The sequence below is a fragment of the Streptococcus sanguinis genome, from assembly GCF_050234405.1.
In the GTDB taxonomy this organism is placed as follows: Bacteria; Bacillota; Bacilli; order Lactobacillales; family Streptococcaceae; genus Streptococcus; species Streptococcus sanguinis_W.
In genome coordinates this window covers 1,315,588-1,328,301 of record NZ_CP092117.1, presented here as the reverse complement: position 1 = coordinate 1,328,301, position 12,714 = coordinate 1,315,588, and the positions used below count along the sequence as shown (strand labels likewise).

12 protein-coding genes are annotated in these 12,714 nt (G+C 42.0%); 10 read left to right on the top strand and 2 right to left on the bottom strand.

Going from position 1 to position 12,714, the window contains the following annotated elements; translation table 11 throughout:
* Positions 1-114: 114 nt before the first annotated feature.
* Genes MFP28_RS06675 through MFP28_RS06665 form a run of 3 tightly spaced genes read left to right on the top strand, consistent with a single transcriptional unit; the run spans position 115 to position 3,654 of the window.
* On the top strand, positions 115-1,647 hold the full coding sequence (locus MFP28_RS06675) for an ABC transporter ATP-binding protein (protein ID WP_002900481.1): 1,533 nt from the start codon (positions 115-117) through the stop codon (positions 1,645-1,647).
* The gene (locus MFP28_RS06670; RefSeq protein ID WP_002906683.1) at positions 1,640-2,695 is read left to right on the top strand and encodes an ABC transporter permease; all 1,056 of its coding nucleotides are present in this window, start codon (positions 1,640-1,642) and stop codon (positions 2,693-2,695) included. The genes MFP28_RS06675 and MFP28_RS06670 overlap by 8 nt, the downstream gene beginning before the upstream one ends.
* 2 nt (positions 2,696-2,697) lie before the next feature.
* Complete coding sequence (locus tag MFP28_RS06665) at positions 2,698-3,654, top strand: ABC transporter permease (RefSeq protein ID WP_002906682.1); 957 nt, start codon at positions 2,698-2,700, stop codon at positions 3,652-3,654.
* A 108-nt stretch (positions 3,655-3,762) separates the two neighbouring features.
* Here MFP28_RS06665 and MFP28_RS06660 read toward each other — a convergent pair whose 3' ends face one another.
* Positions 3,763-4,728: a polysaccharide deacetylase family protein gene (locus MFP28_RS06660; protein WP_032915937.1), complete on the bottom strand. Its 966-nt coding sequence runs from the start codon at positions 4,726-4,728 to the stop codon at positions 3,763-3,765.
* Positions 4,729-4,869: 141 nt separating this feature from the next.
* On the opposite strand from MFP28_RS06660, the gene MFP28_RS06655 reads away from it, so the two are divergent.
* From MFP28_RS06655 to MFP28_RS06625, 7 genes are all read left to right on the top strand, one after another.
* Positions 4,870-6,156, top strand: coding sequence for a homoserine dehydrogenase (locus tag MFP28_RS06655; RefSeq protein WP_002906679.1), 1,287 nt, complete (start codon positions 4,870-4,872; stop codon positions 6,154-6,156).
* Between the two features lies 1 nt (position 6,157).
* Positions 6,158-7,024 carry a homoserine kinase gene (gene thrB, locus MFP28_RS06650; protein ID WP_002906678.1) on the top strand — a complete coding sequence of 289 codons (867 nt, stop codon included), beginning with the start codon at positions 6,158-6,160 and terminating at the stop codon, positions 7,022-7,024.
* Between the two features lie 333 nt (positions 7,025-7,357).
* Positions 7,358-8,263 (top strand): UDP-N-acetylmuramate dehydrogenase, encoded by a 906-nt coding sequence (murB, locus tag MFP28_RS06645; protein ID WP_002906677.1) that lies wholly within the window; start codon positions 7,358-7,360, stop codon positions 8,261-8,263.
* Between the two features lie 180 nt (positions 8,264-8,443).
* Complete coding sequence (locus MFP28_RS06640; protein WP_002906676.1) at positions 8,444-9,601, top strand: ABC transporter ATP-binding protein; 1,158 nt, start codon at positions 8,444-8,446, stop codon at positions 9,599-9,601.
* Positions 9,582-10,388 (top strand): ABC transporter permease, encoded by an 807-nt coding sequence (locus MFP28_RS06635; protein WP_002895634.1) that lies wholly within the window; start codon positions 9,582-9,584, stop codon positions 10,386-10,388. The genes MFP28_RS06640 and MFP28_RS06635 overlap by 20 nt, the downstream gene beginning before the upstream one ends.
* Positions 10,385-11,158, top strand: a complete 774-nt coding sequence (locus MFP28_RS06630; RefSeq protein WP_002906675.1) for an ABC transporter permease — start codon at positions 10,385-10,387, stop codon at positions 11,156-11,158. Before MFP28_RS06635 ends, MFP28_RS06630 begins: the two co-directional genes overlap by 4 nt.
* Positions 11,155-12,225 carry an ABC transporter substrate-binding protein gene (locus MFP28_RS06625; protein WP_002906674.1) on the top strand — a complete coding sequence of 357 codons (1,071 nt, stop codon included), beginning with the start codon at positions 11,155-11,157 and terminating at the stop codon, positions 12,223-12,225. The genes MFP28_RS06630 and MFP28_RS06625 overlap by 4 nt, the downstream gene beginning before the upstream one ends.
* A gap of 71 nt (positions 12,226-12,296) precedes the next feature.
* On the opposite strand, the gene MFP28_RS06620 is transcribed toward MFP28_RS06625, so the two are convergent.
* On the bottom strand, positions 12,297-12,713 hold the full coding sequence (locus tag MFP28_RS06620; RefSeq protein ID WP_002900470.1) for a DUF6556 family protein: 417 nt from the start codon (positions 12,711-12,713) through the stop codon (positions 12,297-12,299).
* Between the last annotated feature and the right edge of the window lies 1 nt (position 12,714).

The window sequence follows — 12,714 nt, the reverse complement described above, 5'->3', positions numbered from 1 at the left end:
CCTTCTTGGGTTGCTTTTTTAGGGTATTGAGACATTTTGTCTCAATAGAACCTACTAACTTGATTAGTAGGCTCTACTGAAATAAAATATAATTTTCTAGAAAGGAATACTCTAATGGCACATGAAAATGTCATTGAGATGCGTGAGATAACCAAAGTTTTTGGTGAATTTGTCGCAAATGACAAAATCAACCTACAACTGCGGAAAGGTGAGATTCATGCACTTCTTGGTGAAAATGGAGCTGGGAAATCTACCTTGATGAATATGTTGGCTGGTCTATTAGAGCCAACTAGTGGAGAAATTTTTGTCAACGGAAAATCGGAAAAATTGGATTCTCCTTCTAGGGCTGCAGCTCTCGGAATAGGAATGGTTCATCAGCACTTTATGTTGGTTGAAGCATTTACTGTTGCTGAAAACATTATTCTTGGTAGCGAAATAACGAATAAAGGTGTATTAGATTTGAAAAAAGCTAATGCAGATATCCTTGAATTATCAGAACGCTATGGTTTAGCTGTTGACCCAACAGCTAAGGTTGAAGATATTTCTGTTGGTGCCCAACAACGTGTAGAAATCCTGAAGACCCTCTATCGTGGTGCCGAAATTTTGATCTTTGATGAGCCAACGGCAGTATTGACCCCTGCTGAAATTTTGGAATTAATGGATATTATGAAAACTCTTGTTAAAGAAGGGAAATCTATTATCCTGATTACTCATAAACTAGATGAAATTCGAGCAGTAGCGGATCGTGTCACAGTTATTCGCCGTGGAAAATCAATTGAAACTGTTAGCATTGAGGGCGTTTCAAATAAAGATTTGGCTGAAATGATGGTTGGACGTTCGGTTTCTTTTGTTACTGAAAAGGAAGAAGCTAAACCGAAAGACGTTGTACTTCAAATTTCTGATTTGATAGTGAATGAGAATCGTGGTGTACCAGCTGTTAAAGAGCTTTCTCTTGATGTTCATGCAGGTGAAATCGTAGGAGTTGCTGGGATTGACGGTAACGGTCAGAGTGAGTTGATTCAGGCTATTACAGGACTTCGAAAAGTAAAATCAGGAAGTATTAAAATCAAAGGAAGGGAAGTTGTAGGACTTTCTCCACGAAAGATTACAGAAATGCAAGTAAGTCATGTACCTGAGGATCGTCATCGTGATGGTTTGGTACTTGAAATGATGCTTTCTGAAAATATTGCTCTCCAGACTTACTATAAAGAACCGCTCAGTAACAAAGGTGTTTTGAATTATAATCAAATTAATTCATATGCCCGTAAATTGATGGAAGAATTTGACGTTAGAGCAGCTAGTGAACTTGTTCCAGCAGGTGCTTTGTCAGGGGGAAATCAACAAAAAGCTATTATTGCTCGAGAAGTTGATCGTAATCCAGATCTATTAATTGTCAGTCAACCTACTCGCGGATTGGATGTTGGTGCGATTGAGTATATTCATAAGCGCTTAATTTCTGAACGTGATAAAGGGAAAGCCGTTCTTGTTGTCAGCTTTGAATTAGATGAAATTCTTAATTTATCAGACCGTATTGCTGTTATTCACGATGGAAAGATCCAAGGAATTGTAAAGCCATCTGAAACTAATAAGCAAGAGCTTGGTATTCTCATGGCTGGTGGAAAAATCAAGGAGGGTTCTAATGGATAAAAAAACACAGCAAATTGCTATTCCTTTTATTTCAGTTCTTTTAGGAATCTTACTTGGCGCCATCATCATGTGGATTTTTGGTTATGATGCCTTGTGGGGTTATGAAGAGTTGTTCAAAACAGCTTTTGGTTCCATTAAAAATATTGGAGAAATTTTCCGAACCATGGGGCCTCTAATTTTGATTGCTCTTGGGTTTGCAGTGGCTAGTCGTGCTGGTTTTTTCAATGTTGGTTTACCTGGTCAAGCTTTGGCAGGTTGGATTGCAGCTGTTTGGTTTGCCCTATCTTTTCCAACCATTCCTCGTTTTGCAATGTTACCGCTGACTGTCCTTGTAGCAGCAGTTGCCGGTGGTTTAATCGGTTTAATTCCGGGTTTGTTAAGAGCATTTTTAGGTACAAGCGAAGTTATTGTTACCATTATGATGAACTATATTGTTCTTTTTGCTGGAAATGAAATTATTCGGAATTTTCCTAAAAAACTAATGGTTGATTCCGAATCGAGTATTCCTGTTTCGGCAAACGCTAGCTATCGTCTAGACTTTCTTACAGAGCTTACTAAGTCACGTATGAATATTGGAATTTTCATTGCTTTGATTGCTGTTGCTGTAATTTGGTTTATCATAAAGAAAACCACACTTGGATTTGAAATTCGCTCAGTAGGTCTCAATCCAAATGCTTCAGATTATGCAGGGATGTCGGCGAAACGTACTATTATTCTTTCAATGGTGATTTCTGGAGCTCTTTGTGGTATTGGAGGAGCAGTTGAGGGTATAGGTACTTTCCAGAACGTTTATGTTCAAGCAGGATCTCTGGCTGTTGGATTTAATGGTATGGCAGTTGCTCTTCTTGCTAGCAACTCTCCTATCGGAATCATTTTTGCTGCGTTTCTACTTGGGACATTGCAAACTGGTGCGCCTGGTATGACAACGGCTACTATTCCTCCAGAACTTGTCAATATTGTAACAGCTTCCATTATCTTCTTTGTAAGTGCTCACTACATTATTGAAAAATATATCAAACCTAAAAAACGAATGAAAGGAGTAGAGTAAAGATGAATATTGTTGCTATTCTAACAATACTTGTATCAAATATGCTGGTCTATGCCGCTCCTCTCATTTTCACCAGTATTGGAGGTGCTTATTCTGAGCATGCTGGTGTTGTTAATGTTGGCTTGGAAGGCATCATGGTCATGGGAGCTTTTACAGGAGTTGTTTTTAACCTGACTTTCGCTGAAAGCTTAGGAGGAATGACTATTTGGTTTTCTCTTCTCGCAGGTGGTTTAGTTGGTCTTATTTTTTCTGCGATTCATGCAGTAGCAACCATTAATTTTCGTGCTGATCATGTTGTTAGCGGTACTGTACTGAACTTGCTGGCGCCAGCTTTAGCTGTCTTTCTTGTGAAAGCTATTTATGGAAAAGGACAAACTAATAATATTGATTTGTCCTTTGGTAAATTTGATTTTCCAATTTTGTCTAATATTCCTGTTATTGGAGATATTTTCTTTAAGAATACTAGCTTGATGGGTTATATTGCTGTTGGATTCTCATTTTTAGCTTGGTTCATCATGTTTAAGACGAAATTTGGGCTTCGCTTACGCTCAGTAGGTGAACATCCTCAAGCTGCTGATACATTAGGGATTAACGTTTATCTCATGCGTTACTACGGAGTGTTGATTTCAGGATTTTTGGGAGGAGTAGGTGGAGCTTTGTATGCTCAATCTGCTTCGGTTAATTTCTCTGCTACGACGATTGTTGGCCCTGGATTTATCGCTTTAGCTGCCATGATTTTTGGCAAATGGAATCCAATAGGTGCTATGCTTTCAAGTCTTTTCTTTGGACTTTCCCAAGCCCTGGCTGTTGTTTCTACACAGATTCCTTTCCTTGCTCATATACCTGCGGTTTATCTTCGTATCGCGCCTTATGCGTTGACAATCATTGTTTTAGCCGCTTTCTTTGGTAAATCAGTTGCACCCAAAGCGGATGGTATCAACTATATCAAGTCTAAATAAAACTTTACACCAGTTCTTTAGAACTGGTGTTTTTTGGTGTTTGAAAGAAGTTATAATCATAGGATAGGAATAGAAAAGCCTGCTTCAAGTGAAGCGAGCTTTTTAAGATTAGTTGGTTGCAATTTCATTTAGCAGGTCTTCTGCAGTGGTGGTTGGATTAACGCGTACTCGGTTAAGTGTGAGCAAGCCATTGGATAGGGAGGCTAGACCGTTATTGGTTGTCAGTCCCATCTTGTAGCCAAGGCTTTCAGCAATCTGCAAGGTTGCATCGCTGTATCGTCCAGATGGATAGGCAACGGTGGTTGTGGTTTGAGATAATTCTTTATCTAAGTAAGACTTGGAGTCTTTTAACTCAATTTTTTGTTGGTCTTCTGCAGTCGCTGAGAGGTCAGGATGGTTGACGGTATGGTCTTCAAAAGACATACCTTTGTCCTTCATTTCCTTTATCTCATCTAGCGTCAGCATATCTTCACGACCAGCTTGAACAAATCCGGTAATGACATTATTGGTTGCTTTCATGTCATATTTCTGGAGAAGTGGAAAGGCATTAGTATAGAAATCCCTTAAACTATCATCGAAGGTCAGCCAGACGACTTTTTTATTTTCTGGCAAGACATTCTCCGTCAGTACCTTGTATGCTTCTGCCGGTGTTAGTGGATAGTAGCCTGCGTCTTTCAAGGCTTTCAGATGGCTTTCAAATGTAGCTGGATCTACAATCAAACCAGCATTAGCTGCTTCTGATGGGTCCATGACGTGAATGGCATGATACATCAAGATAGGAACTTGAACTGGCTGGTCTTGCTTGACCCATTTGACCTTGTCTTTACTGCTGTCATCCGAAGCCGTCTTTTTTTCCCGAGTCGGTGCTGACGAAGTTTTAGATGAAGTATTGACCTGGTTCGTTGACACGTTATTAGCTTCTTTTTGATTATGCGAGTTTTGCAACTTGGCTAGTAAAGAAAAGCCACCTACAATCAGGACGAGAAAAAGTAATAAACTCGTTAAAGAAAGCAAAATAGCCCGTTTCCTAGCTTTGCGTTGCTGCATGCGATTTCCTCGGTGTTTTCCTGTCATAATATCTCCTTTTTTAAAAAAAATTACAATTCCTTGCGGAAATTTACATCTATTATAACAAATAAAGAAGTAGTTTTGTAGGCATTTTTTTATAATTTTGTTATAATATTTTTTATACAAGAAATTTTCAAGGAGTGCTTCATGTCTATTAAAATAGCTTTACTTGGTTTTGGAACAGTGGCTAGCGGTGTGCCTTTTTTGCTGAAAGAAAACGGAGAAAAAATCGTTCAAGCAGCTCATTCAGAGATTGAGGTTGCTAAAGTTTTGGTTAAAGATGATGCTGAAAAAGATCGTCTTTTAGCAGCTGGAAATGACTTTAATTTTGTAACAAATGTTGAAGAAATTCTGAATGATTCTGAGATTACTATCGTTGTGGAATTGATGGGACGGATTGAGCCAGCGAAAACGTTCATCACTCGTGCTCTTGAAGCTGGCAAACATGTAGTAACGGCCAATAAGGACTTGTTGGCTGTTCACGGAGCAGAGTTGCTGGAAATTGCTCAAAAGCAAAATGTAGCTCTCTATTATGAAGCAGCTGTTGCCGGTGGGATTCCGATCCTGCGTACCTTGGTTAATTCACTGGCTTCTGACAAAATTACCCGTATCTTGGGTGTGGTTAATGGGACCTCTAACTTTATGATGACCAAGATGGTGGAAGAGGGTTGGTCTTATGAAGATGCTCTTGCTGAGGCACAACGCCTTGGCTTTGCAGAAAGCGACCCAACCAATGATGTAGATGGCATTGATGCGGCTTACAAGATGGTCATTCTTAGTCAGTTCGCTTTTGGTATGAATGTTAAGTTTGAAGATGTGGGTCATCAGGGAATTCGTCATATCACACCAGAAGATGTGGCTGTTGCTCAAGATCTGGGCTATGTAGTCAAGCTGGTTGGTTCTATCGAAGAAACAGCATCAGGTATTGCAGCAGAAGTGGCTCCAACTTTTCTGCCAAAAGCTCATCCTCTGGCTAGTGTCAATGGGGTGATGAATGCTGTCTTTGTTGAGTCCATCGGTATCGGAGAATCCATGTACTACGGACCAGGAGCAGGTCAAAAACCAACCGCAACTAGTGTTGTGGCAGATATTGTCCGTATTAGCCGCCGTTTGAATGAAGGAACAGTTGGCAAGGCCTTTAATGAATTCAGCCGTGAGCTTGTGCTAGCTAAGCCAGAAGATGTAAAGAGCAGCTATTACTTCTCTATCTTGGCACCTGATTCTAAAGGCCAAGTTCTGCATTTGGCTGAGATTTTCAATGCTGAGGATGTTTCCTTTAAGCAGATTCTGCAGGAAGGTACTGACGGCGAGAAGGCTCGCGTGGTGATTATTACCCATGCTGTCAGCAAGACACAGCTGGAAAATGTCACTGCTAAGCTCAAAGAAGTTGCTGAGTTTGACTTGCTCAATACCTTCAAAGTATTAGGAGATTAAGATGAAAATTATTGTACCAGCGACCAGTGCCAATATCGGTCCTGGCTTTGACTCCGTTGGGGTAGCCCTGTCAAAATATCTGGAAATTGAAGTCTTGGAAGAAAGTCAGGAGTGGGTGATTGAGCATGACCTCAATCCGAGAATTTCTAAGGACCGACGCAATTTACTGGTTAAGATTGCCCTGCAGTTGGCTCCAGATATTCAGCCACGCCGTTTGAAAATGACCAGTGATATTCCATTGGCTCGTGGACTTGGGTCTTCTAGTTCGGTCATTGTGGCTGGGATTGAATTGGCCAACCAGCTGGCTCATCTTAATTTGTCGGATTATCAGAAACTGAAAATCGCTACAAAGATTGAAGGTCATCCTGACAATGTTGCGCCAGCGATTTATGGTAATTTGGTCGTATCTAGCTCATCTAGAAATCAGGTATCTGCTGTGGTAGCGGACTTTCCGGACGCAGACTTCATCGCCTATATCCCAGACTATGAGCTTCGGACGGTTGAGAGCCGCCAAGTCTTACCAAATCGGCTTTCTTACAAGGAAGCTGTTGCGGCCAGCTCCATTGCCAATGTTGCGATTGCAGCCCTTTTAAAAGGTGATATGAAAATCGCTGGTCGGGCTATCGAGTCTGATTTGTTCCACGAAAAATACCGTCAGCCTTTGATTAAGGAATTTTCAGATATTAAGTTCTTGGCCAGAAAAAACGGCTCTTATGCAACCTATATCTCAGGAGCGGGACCAACTGTCATGGTCTTATCGCCTAAGCACAATACAGAGAAGATTTATCAGCTTCTGCAAAAACAGAATTTCAAGGGGCAAATCTTCCGGCTTCGGGTGGATACTGAGGGCGTTCGAGTAGAAAAATAAATTATCAAGAGGTTTTCTATGAACCTCTTTTTTCTTTTCTAAGCTAGGGAGTTGATATCCCTATCTTTTTATACCTAACTGTGCTATAATGGGTCTAGCTTAAAGGAGGATAATTCACTTTATGGACCATTTAGAATTACAGGCTCTAGCGACTGAGTTAGCTTTCGGTGCCATCAGAAATGCTCTTTCTAGTCAAACACAACGTTATGCTACTAGACAATTATAAGCGTTAAAAAGCTGACCTTTATCAGCTTTTTCTTTGTAATCTATCGTAAATGCCATAGATTTTTGATATAATAGAGTGTATTTTGTTTACATAAAAGAGAGAAAATCATGCAAAAACTAGAGAAATTAAAATCTGAATTAGAGGGAATCGACATTCGCTTCAATGAGCCTTTGAGTCAATACACCTACACAAAGGTCGGGGGCGCAGCCGATTTCTTAGTTTTTCCCCGCAATCGTTATGAGCTGGCTCGTATTGTCAATTTTGCCAATCAAGAAAACATTCCTTGGATGGTGCTGGGAAATGCCAGTAATATCATTGTGCGAGATGGCGGTATCCGAGGTTTCGTGATTATGTTTGACAAGCTCAACAATGTAGCGGTAGATGGCTATATGATTGAGGCAGAGGCTGGAGCTAATCTGATTCAGACAACCCATATCGCCTTGCAGAACAGTCTGACTGGCTTTGAGTTCGCTTGTGGTATTCCAGGTAGCGTTGGCGGAGCTGTCTTTATGAACGCTGGGGCTTATGGCGGCGAGATTGCTCATGTCTTGGTGTCTTGCAAGGTACTGACTCCTCAGGGTCAAGTCAAAACGCTGGATGTTCGGGATATGAAGTTCGGCTATCGTCACTCACTGGTTCAGGAAACAGGCGACATTGTTATTTCTGCTAAGTTTGCTCTTTCGCCTGGTGTTCACAGAACGATTCGTCAGGAAATGGAGCGCTTAACCCATCTGCGGGAGCTCAAGCAGCCTTTGGAATATCCATCCTGTGGCTCTGTTTTCAAGCGTCCTTTGGGTCACTTTGCTGGTCAGCTGATTAGCGAAGCAGGCCTCAAGGGTCATCGTATCGGTGGCGTAGAGGTATCAGAGATGCATGCTGGCTTTATGATTAACGTCGATAAAGGAACGGCTCAGGATTATGAAAATCTTATTGCTCATGTGATTGAAAGAGTGCGGGAAAATTCAGGGATTACTCTGGAACGCGAAGTCCGCATCATTGGTGAATCTCTGTAAGATAGATTGTTTTCCAGTAGAAGTATGCTGGATAAGGAACTGCAGCTGGCTGCAACTTAGTAAGGGGGTGAAAGCCTATCGACACGGAATTTATAAAGGGCCTTTACAGCCCTCACGAGGTAGCAGCGGTCTGACAGAACCCTTAATCTGTTAATACGAGAAAGAAGGAATTTATGACAATTGAAAAAACCAATCATCGAGTTTAAAAACGTTTCAAAAGTTTTTGAAGATAATAATACTGTCGTCCTGAAAGATATTAATTTCGAGCTGGAAGAAGGAAAGTTCTATACTTTGCTGGGCTCTTCCGGCTCTGGAAAATCAACGATTCTGAACATCATTGCTGGTCTTTTGGACGCGACAGACGGGGATATTTTTCTTGATGGCGTCCGCATCAATGATATTCCGACTAATAAAAGAGACGTTCATACGGTTTTTCAGTCCTATGCACTGTTTCCGCATATGAATGTTTTTGAAAATGTTGCCTTTCCGTTGCGTCTGCGCAAGGTTGATAAAAAAGAAATTCAAGAGCGGGTTGCAGAAGTGCTGAAAATGGTTCAGCTGGAAGGTTTTGAGCGCCGTTCTATTCGCAAACTGTCGGGCGGTCAGCGCCAGCGTGTAGCTATCGCGCGGGCAATCATTAATCAGCCGCGGGTCGTTTTGCTGGATGAGCCGCTGTCTGCTCTGGATTTGAAGCTGCGTACAGATATGCAGTATGAGCTACGGGAATTGCAGCAGCGTCTCGGCATTACCTTTGTCTTTGTCACGCACGACCAAGAGGAAGCTCTGGCTATGAGCGACTGGATTTTCGTTATGAATGACGGCGAGATTGTTCAGTCGGGGACGCCTGTTGATATTTATGACGAGCCCATCAACCACTTTGTTGCAACCTTCATTGGCGAGTCCAATATTCTGCCAGGTAAGATGATTGAAGACTATCTGGTTGAGTTTAACGGCAAGCGCTTTGAAGCAGTGGATGGTGGGATGCGCCCAAATGAAGCTGTCGAGGTGGTGATTCGGCCGGAGGATTTGCGGATTACTCTGCCAGAAGAAGGCAAGCTGCAGGTTAAAGTTGATACCCAGCTTTTCCGCGGCGTTCACTATGAGATTATCGCTTATGATGAACTGGGCAATGAATGGATGATTCACTCGACTCGCAAGGCCATTGTTGGTGAAGAAATTGGTCTGCATTTCGAGCCTGAAGATATCCATATCATGCGCCTCAATGAAACTGAAGAAGAATTCGATGCCCGTATCGAAGAATATGTTGAAGTAGAAGAGCAAGAAGCGGGTCTGATCAATGCTATTGAGGAGGAACGCGATGAAGAAAACAACCTCTAATCTTTTTCTCTTGCCCTACCTGCTCTGGATTTTCCTCTTTGTCTTGGCACCTGTTGTCATGATTATCTGGAAATCCTTCTTCAACATTGAAGGCCAGTTTACTCTGGAAAATTACCAGACTTACTTTACATCGCAGAACTGGACCTATCTCAAGATGAGTCTGAATTCGGTTCTTTATGCAGGGATTATAACTGTCGTAACCCTGCTGATTTCCTATCCGACTGCATTCTTTTTGACTCAGCTCAAGCACAAGCAGCTCTGGCTGATGCTGATTGTCCTGCCGACCTGGATCAATCTTCTGCTCAAAGCTTATGCTTTCATCGGTATTTTTGGTCAGAATGGCTCAATTAACCAATTTCTGACTTTTATCGGAGTAGGACCGCAGCAGATTCTCTTTACGGACTTTTCATTTATCTTTGTAGCCAGCTACATCGAGCTGCCTTTTATGATTCTGCCCATTTTCAACGTTCTGGATGATTTGGATCCTAATCTTATCAATGCCAGCTATGACTTGGGAGCTAATCGCTGGGAGACTTTCCGTCGGGTTGTTTTCCCTTTGTCCTTGAATGGTGTCAGAAGTGGAGTGCAGTCTGTCTTTATCCCTAGTCTCAGTCTCTTCATGCTGACTCGCTTAATCGGTGGTAATCGGGTAATTACTCTGGGAACTGCCATTGAGCAGCACTTTCTGACTACTCAAAATTGGGGCATGGGCTCTACTATCGGAGTGGTACTGATTGTTGCCATGCTCTTTACCATGTGGGCAACCAAGGAAAGGAGAGGGCGATGAAAAAAATTGCAAATCTCTATCTATCCTTTGTCTTTTTGTTGCTCTACATCCCCATCTTTTACCTGATTGCCTATGCTTTTAATGCTGGGGAAGACATGAATCGCTTTACAGGATTCAGTCTTAGTCATTTTCAAAATCTCTTTGAGGATTCGCGTCTGATTCTGATTTTGGTTCAGACTTTCTTTCTGGCTTTCCTGTCTTCGTTGATTGCGACTTTGATTGGAACTTTTGGAGCTATCTATATTTATCAAGCCCGCAAGAAATATCAGGATGCCTTTCTGTCTATCAATAATATCCTCATGGTAGCACCGGATGTCATGATTGGAGCAAGTTTCCTGATTCTCTTTACCACTGCAAAATTCCAGCTGGGCTTTCTTTCTGTGCTGGCTAGCCATGTGGCCTTTTCCATTCCGATTGTGGTGCTGATGATTCTTCCGCGTCTGAAGGAAATGAATGATGATATGATTAAGGCTGCCTATGACTTAGGTGCCAGCCAATTGCAAATGCTGAAGGAAATCATGCTGCCTTATCTGACTCCAGCCATCATCGCTGGCTACTTCATGGCCTTTACCTACTCACTAGATGACTTTGCTGTGACCTTCTTCGTTACAGGCAATGGTTTCTCTACTCTGTCTGTTGAGATTTACTCCCGCGCTCGTCAGGGAATTTCTCTGGAAATCAATGCCCTGTCAGCCTTGGTCTTTCTCTTCAGCATTGCTTTGGTAATTGGGTATTACTTTATCACCCGTGAGAAGGAGGAGACTGTATGAGAAAACTCTATTCATTTTTAGCGGGAATTCTGCTGATTATCTTAGTCTTGTGGGGTGTCAGCTACCAGATTGAAAGTCGGACGCAGAGTAAGGAAAGCGATAAGCTGGTCATTTACAACTGGGGTGACTATATCGATCCTGAGCTGCTGACTGAGTTTACTAAAGAAACTGGTGTCCAAATCCAGTACGATACCTTTGACTCCAATGAAGCTATGTATACAAAAGTGAAGCAGGGCGGCACAACCTACGACATTGCTATTCCTAGTGAATATATGATTGCCAAGATGATGAAGGAAGGCTTGGTAGAAAAGCTAGATCATAGCCAGATTAAAGGCTTGGAAAATATCGGCTCTGACTTTTTAGACCAGCCTTTCGATCCAGGAAATCAGTACTCGATTCCTTATTTTTGGGGAACGCTGGGTATTGTCTACAATGAAAAAATGGTTGATAAAGCTCCGGAGCATTGGAATGACCTCTGGCGTCCTGAATACAAAAACTCCATCATGATAATTGATGGAGCTCGTGAAGTCATGGGAATTGGTCTGAACTCAGACGGTCATAGTCTCAACTCCAAAGATGCTAATCAGCTGCAGGAAGCTGTCGACAAGCTCTATACTCTGACGCCAAATATCAAGGCTATTGTAGCTGATGAGATGAAGGGATACATGATTCAGAACAATGCAGCTATCGGTGTGACCTTTTCTGGCGAGGCTCGTCAGATGCTGGAGGCTAATGAAGACCTACGCTATGTCGTGCCTACAGAAGCCAGCAACCTTTGGTTTGACAATATTGTCATTCCTAAAACGGTCAAAAATAAAAAAGCAGCCTATCAGTTTATTAACTTTATGCTGAGACCGGAAAATGCTTATAAAAATGCCCTTTATGTTGGTTATGCGACACCAAATCTTCCTGCCAAGGCCATGTTGCCTAAGGAAACTCAGGAAGATGAGGCTTTTTATCCGACTGAGGAAACGATGAAACATCTGGAAGTTTATGAGCAGTTGGGCCCTAAATGGTTGGGAACCTACAATGACCTCTATCTTCAAGTCAAGATGTATCGGAAGTGATAGTCAAGTAAGGTTGCTTGATGAATACAAAAAAAACGCCTGGCTCAATGAGCTGGGCGTTTGCTGCTTGCTTAGTTTGAAGCTTCAGTCTGAGTGTTGGTTGCTGTATCTGCAGCAGAGCTAGAGGCAGTAGTGTCGCCTGCTGCTGTATCAGCCGTAGAGCTAGACGCACTAGTCTCAACTGCTGTTGCATCACTGCTGGAAGCAGCTGTATCAGTTGCAGTTGTTGAAGCAGGGCTGCTTGTTTCTTTTTCGATTTCCTTGATAATAGTAGTCGTTGCAGTAGAGCTACTGGTATCAGTTTTTGATTTTTCATCCTTATGGCCAGTCAGATTCATGATCGTGATGCTGGCAATGATGATAGATAAGATACTGGCAACAGTTGCAATAGTCTTTTGGAAGGCTGAAAGGCCAGTTTTAATATGCTGTTTAGTAGGTTTTTTAGATGATTTTGTCTTGTTTTTATTGCTGCGAGAATAGTTTTCCATG

What these genes read in the sequence shown, in the direction of transcription:
- thrB (WP_002906678.1), top strand. Translation starts at nt 6,158, where the DNA reads ATGAAAATTATTGTACCAGCGACCAGTGCCAATATCGGTCCTGGCTTT.
- MFP28_RS06660 (WP_032915937.1), bottom strand. Translation starts at nt 4,728, where the DNA reads ATGACAGGAAAACACCGAGGAAATCGCATGCAGCAACGCAAAGCTAGG.
- MFP28_RS06625 (WP_002906674.1), top strand. Translation starts at nt 11,155, where the DNA reads ATGAGAAAACTCTATTCATTTTTAGCGGGAATTCTGCTGATTATCTTA.
- MFP28_RS06620 (WP_002900470.1), bottom strand. Translation starts at nt 12,713, where the DNA reads ATGGAAAACTATTCTCGCAGCAATAAAAACAAGACAAAATCATCTAAA.
- MFP28_RS06655 (WP_002906679.1), top strand. Translation starts at nt 4,870, where the DNA reads ATGTCTATTAAAATAGCTTTACTTGGTTTTGGAACAGTGGCTAGCGGT.
- MFP28_RS06665 (WP_002906682.1), top strand. Translation starts at nt 2,698, where the DNA reads ATGAATATTGTTGCTATTCTAACAATACTTGTATCAAATATGCTGGTC.
- MFP28_RS06670 (WP_002906683.1), top strand. Translation starts at nt 1,640, where the DNA reads ATGGATAAAAAAACACAGCAAATTGCTATTCCTTTTATTTCAGTTCTT.
- murB (WP_002906677.1), top strand. Translation starts at nt 7,358, where the DNA reads ATGCAAAAACTAGAGAAATTAAAATCTGAATTAGAGGGAATCGACATT.
- MFP28_RS06630 (WP_002906675.1), top strand. Translation starts at nt 10,385, where the DNA reads ATGAAAAAAATTGCAAATCTCTATCTATCCTTTGTCTTTTTGTTGCTC.
- MFP28_RS06675 (WP_002900481.1), top strand. Translation starts at nt 115, where the DNA reads ATGGCACATGAAAATGTCATTGAGATGCGTGAGATAACCAAAGTTTTT.
- MFP28_RS06635 (WP_002895634.1), top strand. Translation starts at nt 9,582, where the DNA reads ATGAAGAAAACAACCTCTAATCTTTTTCTCTTGCCCTACCTGCTCTGG.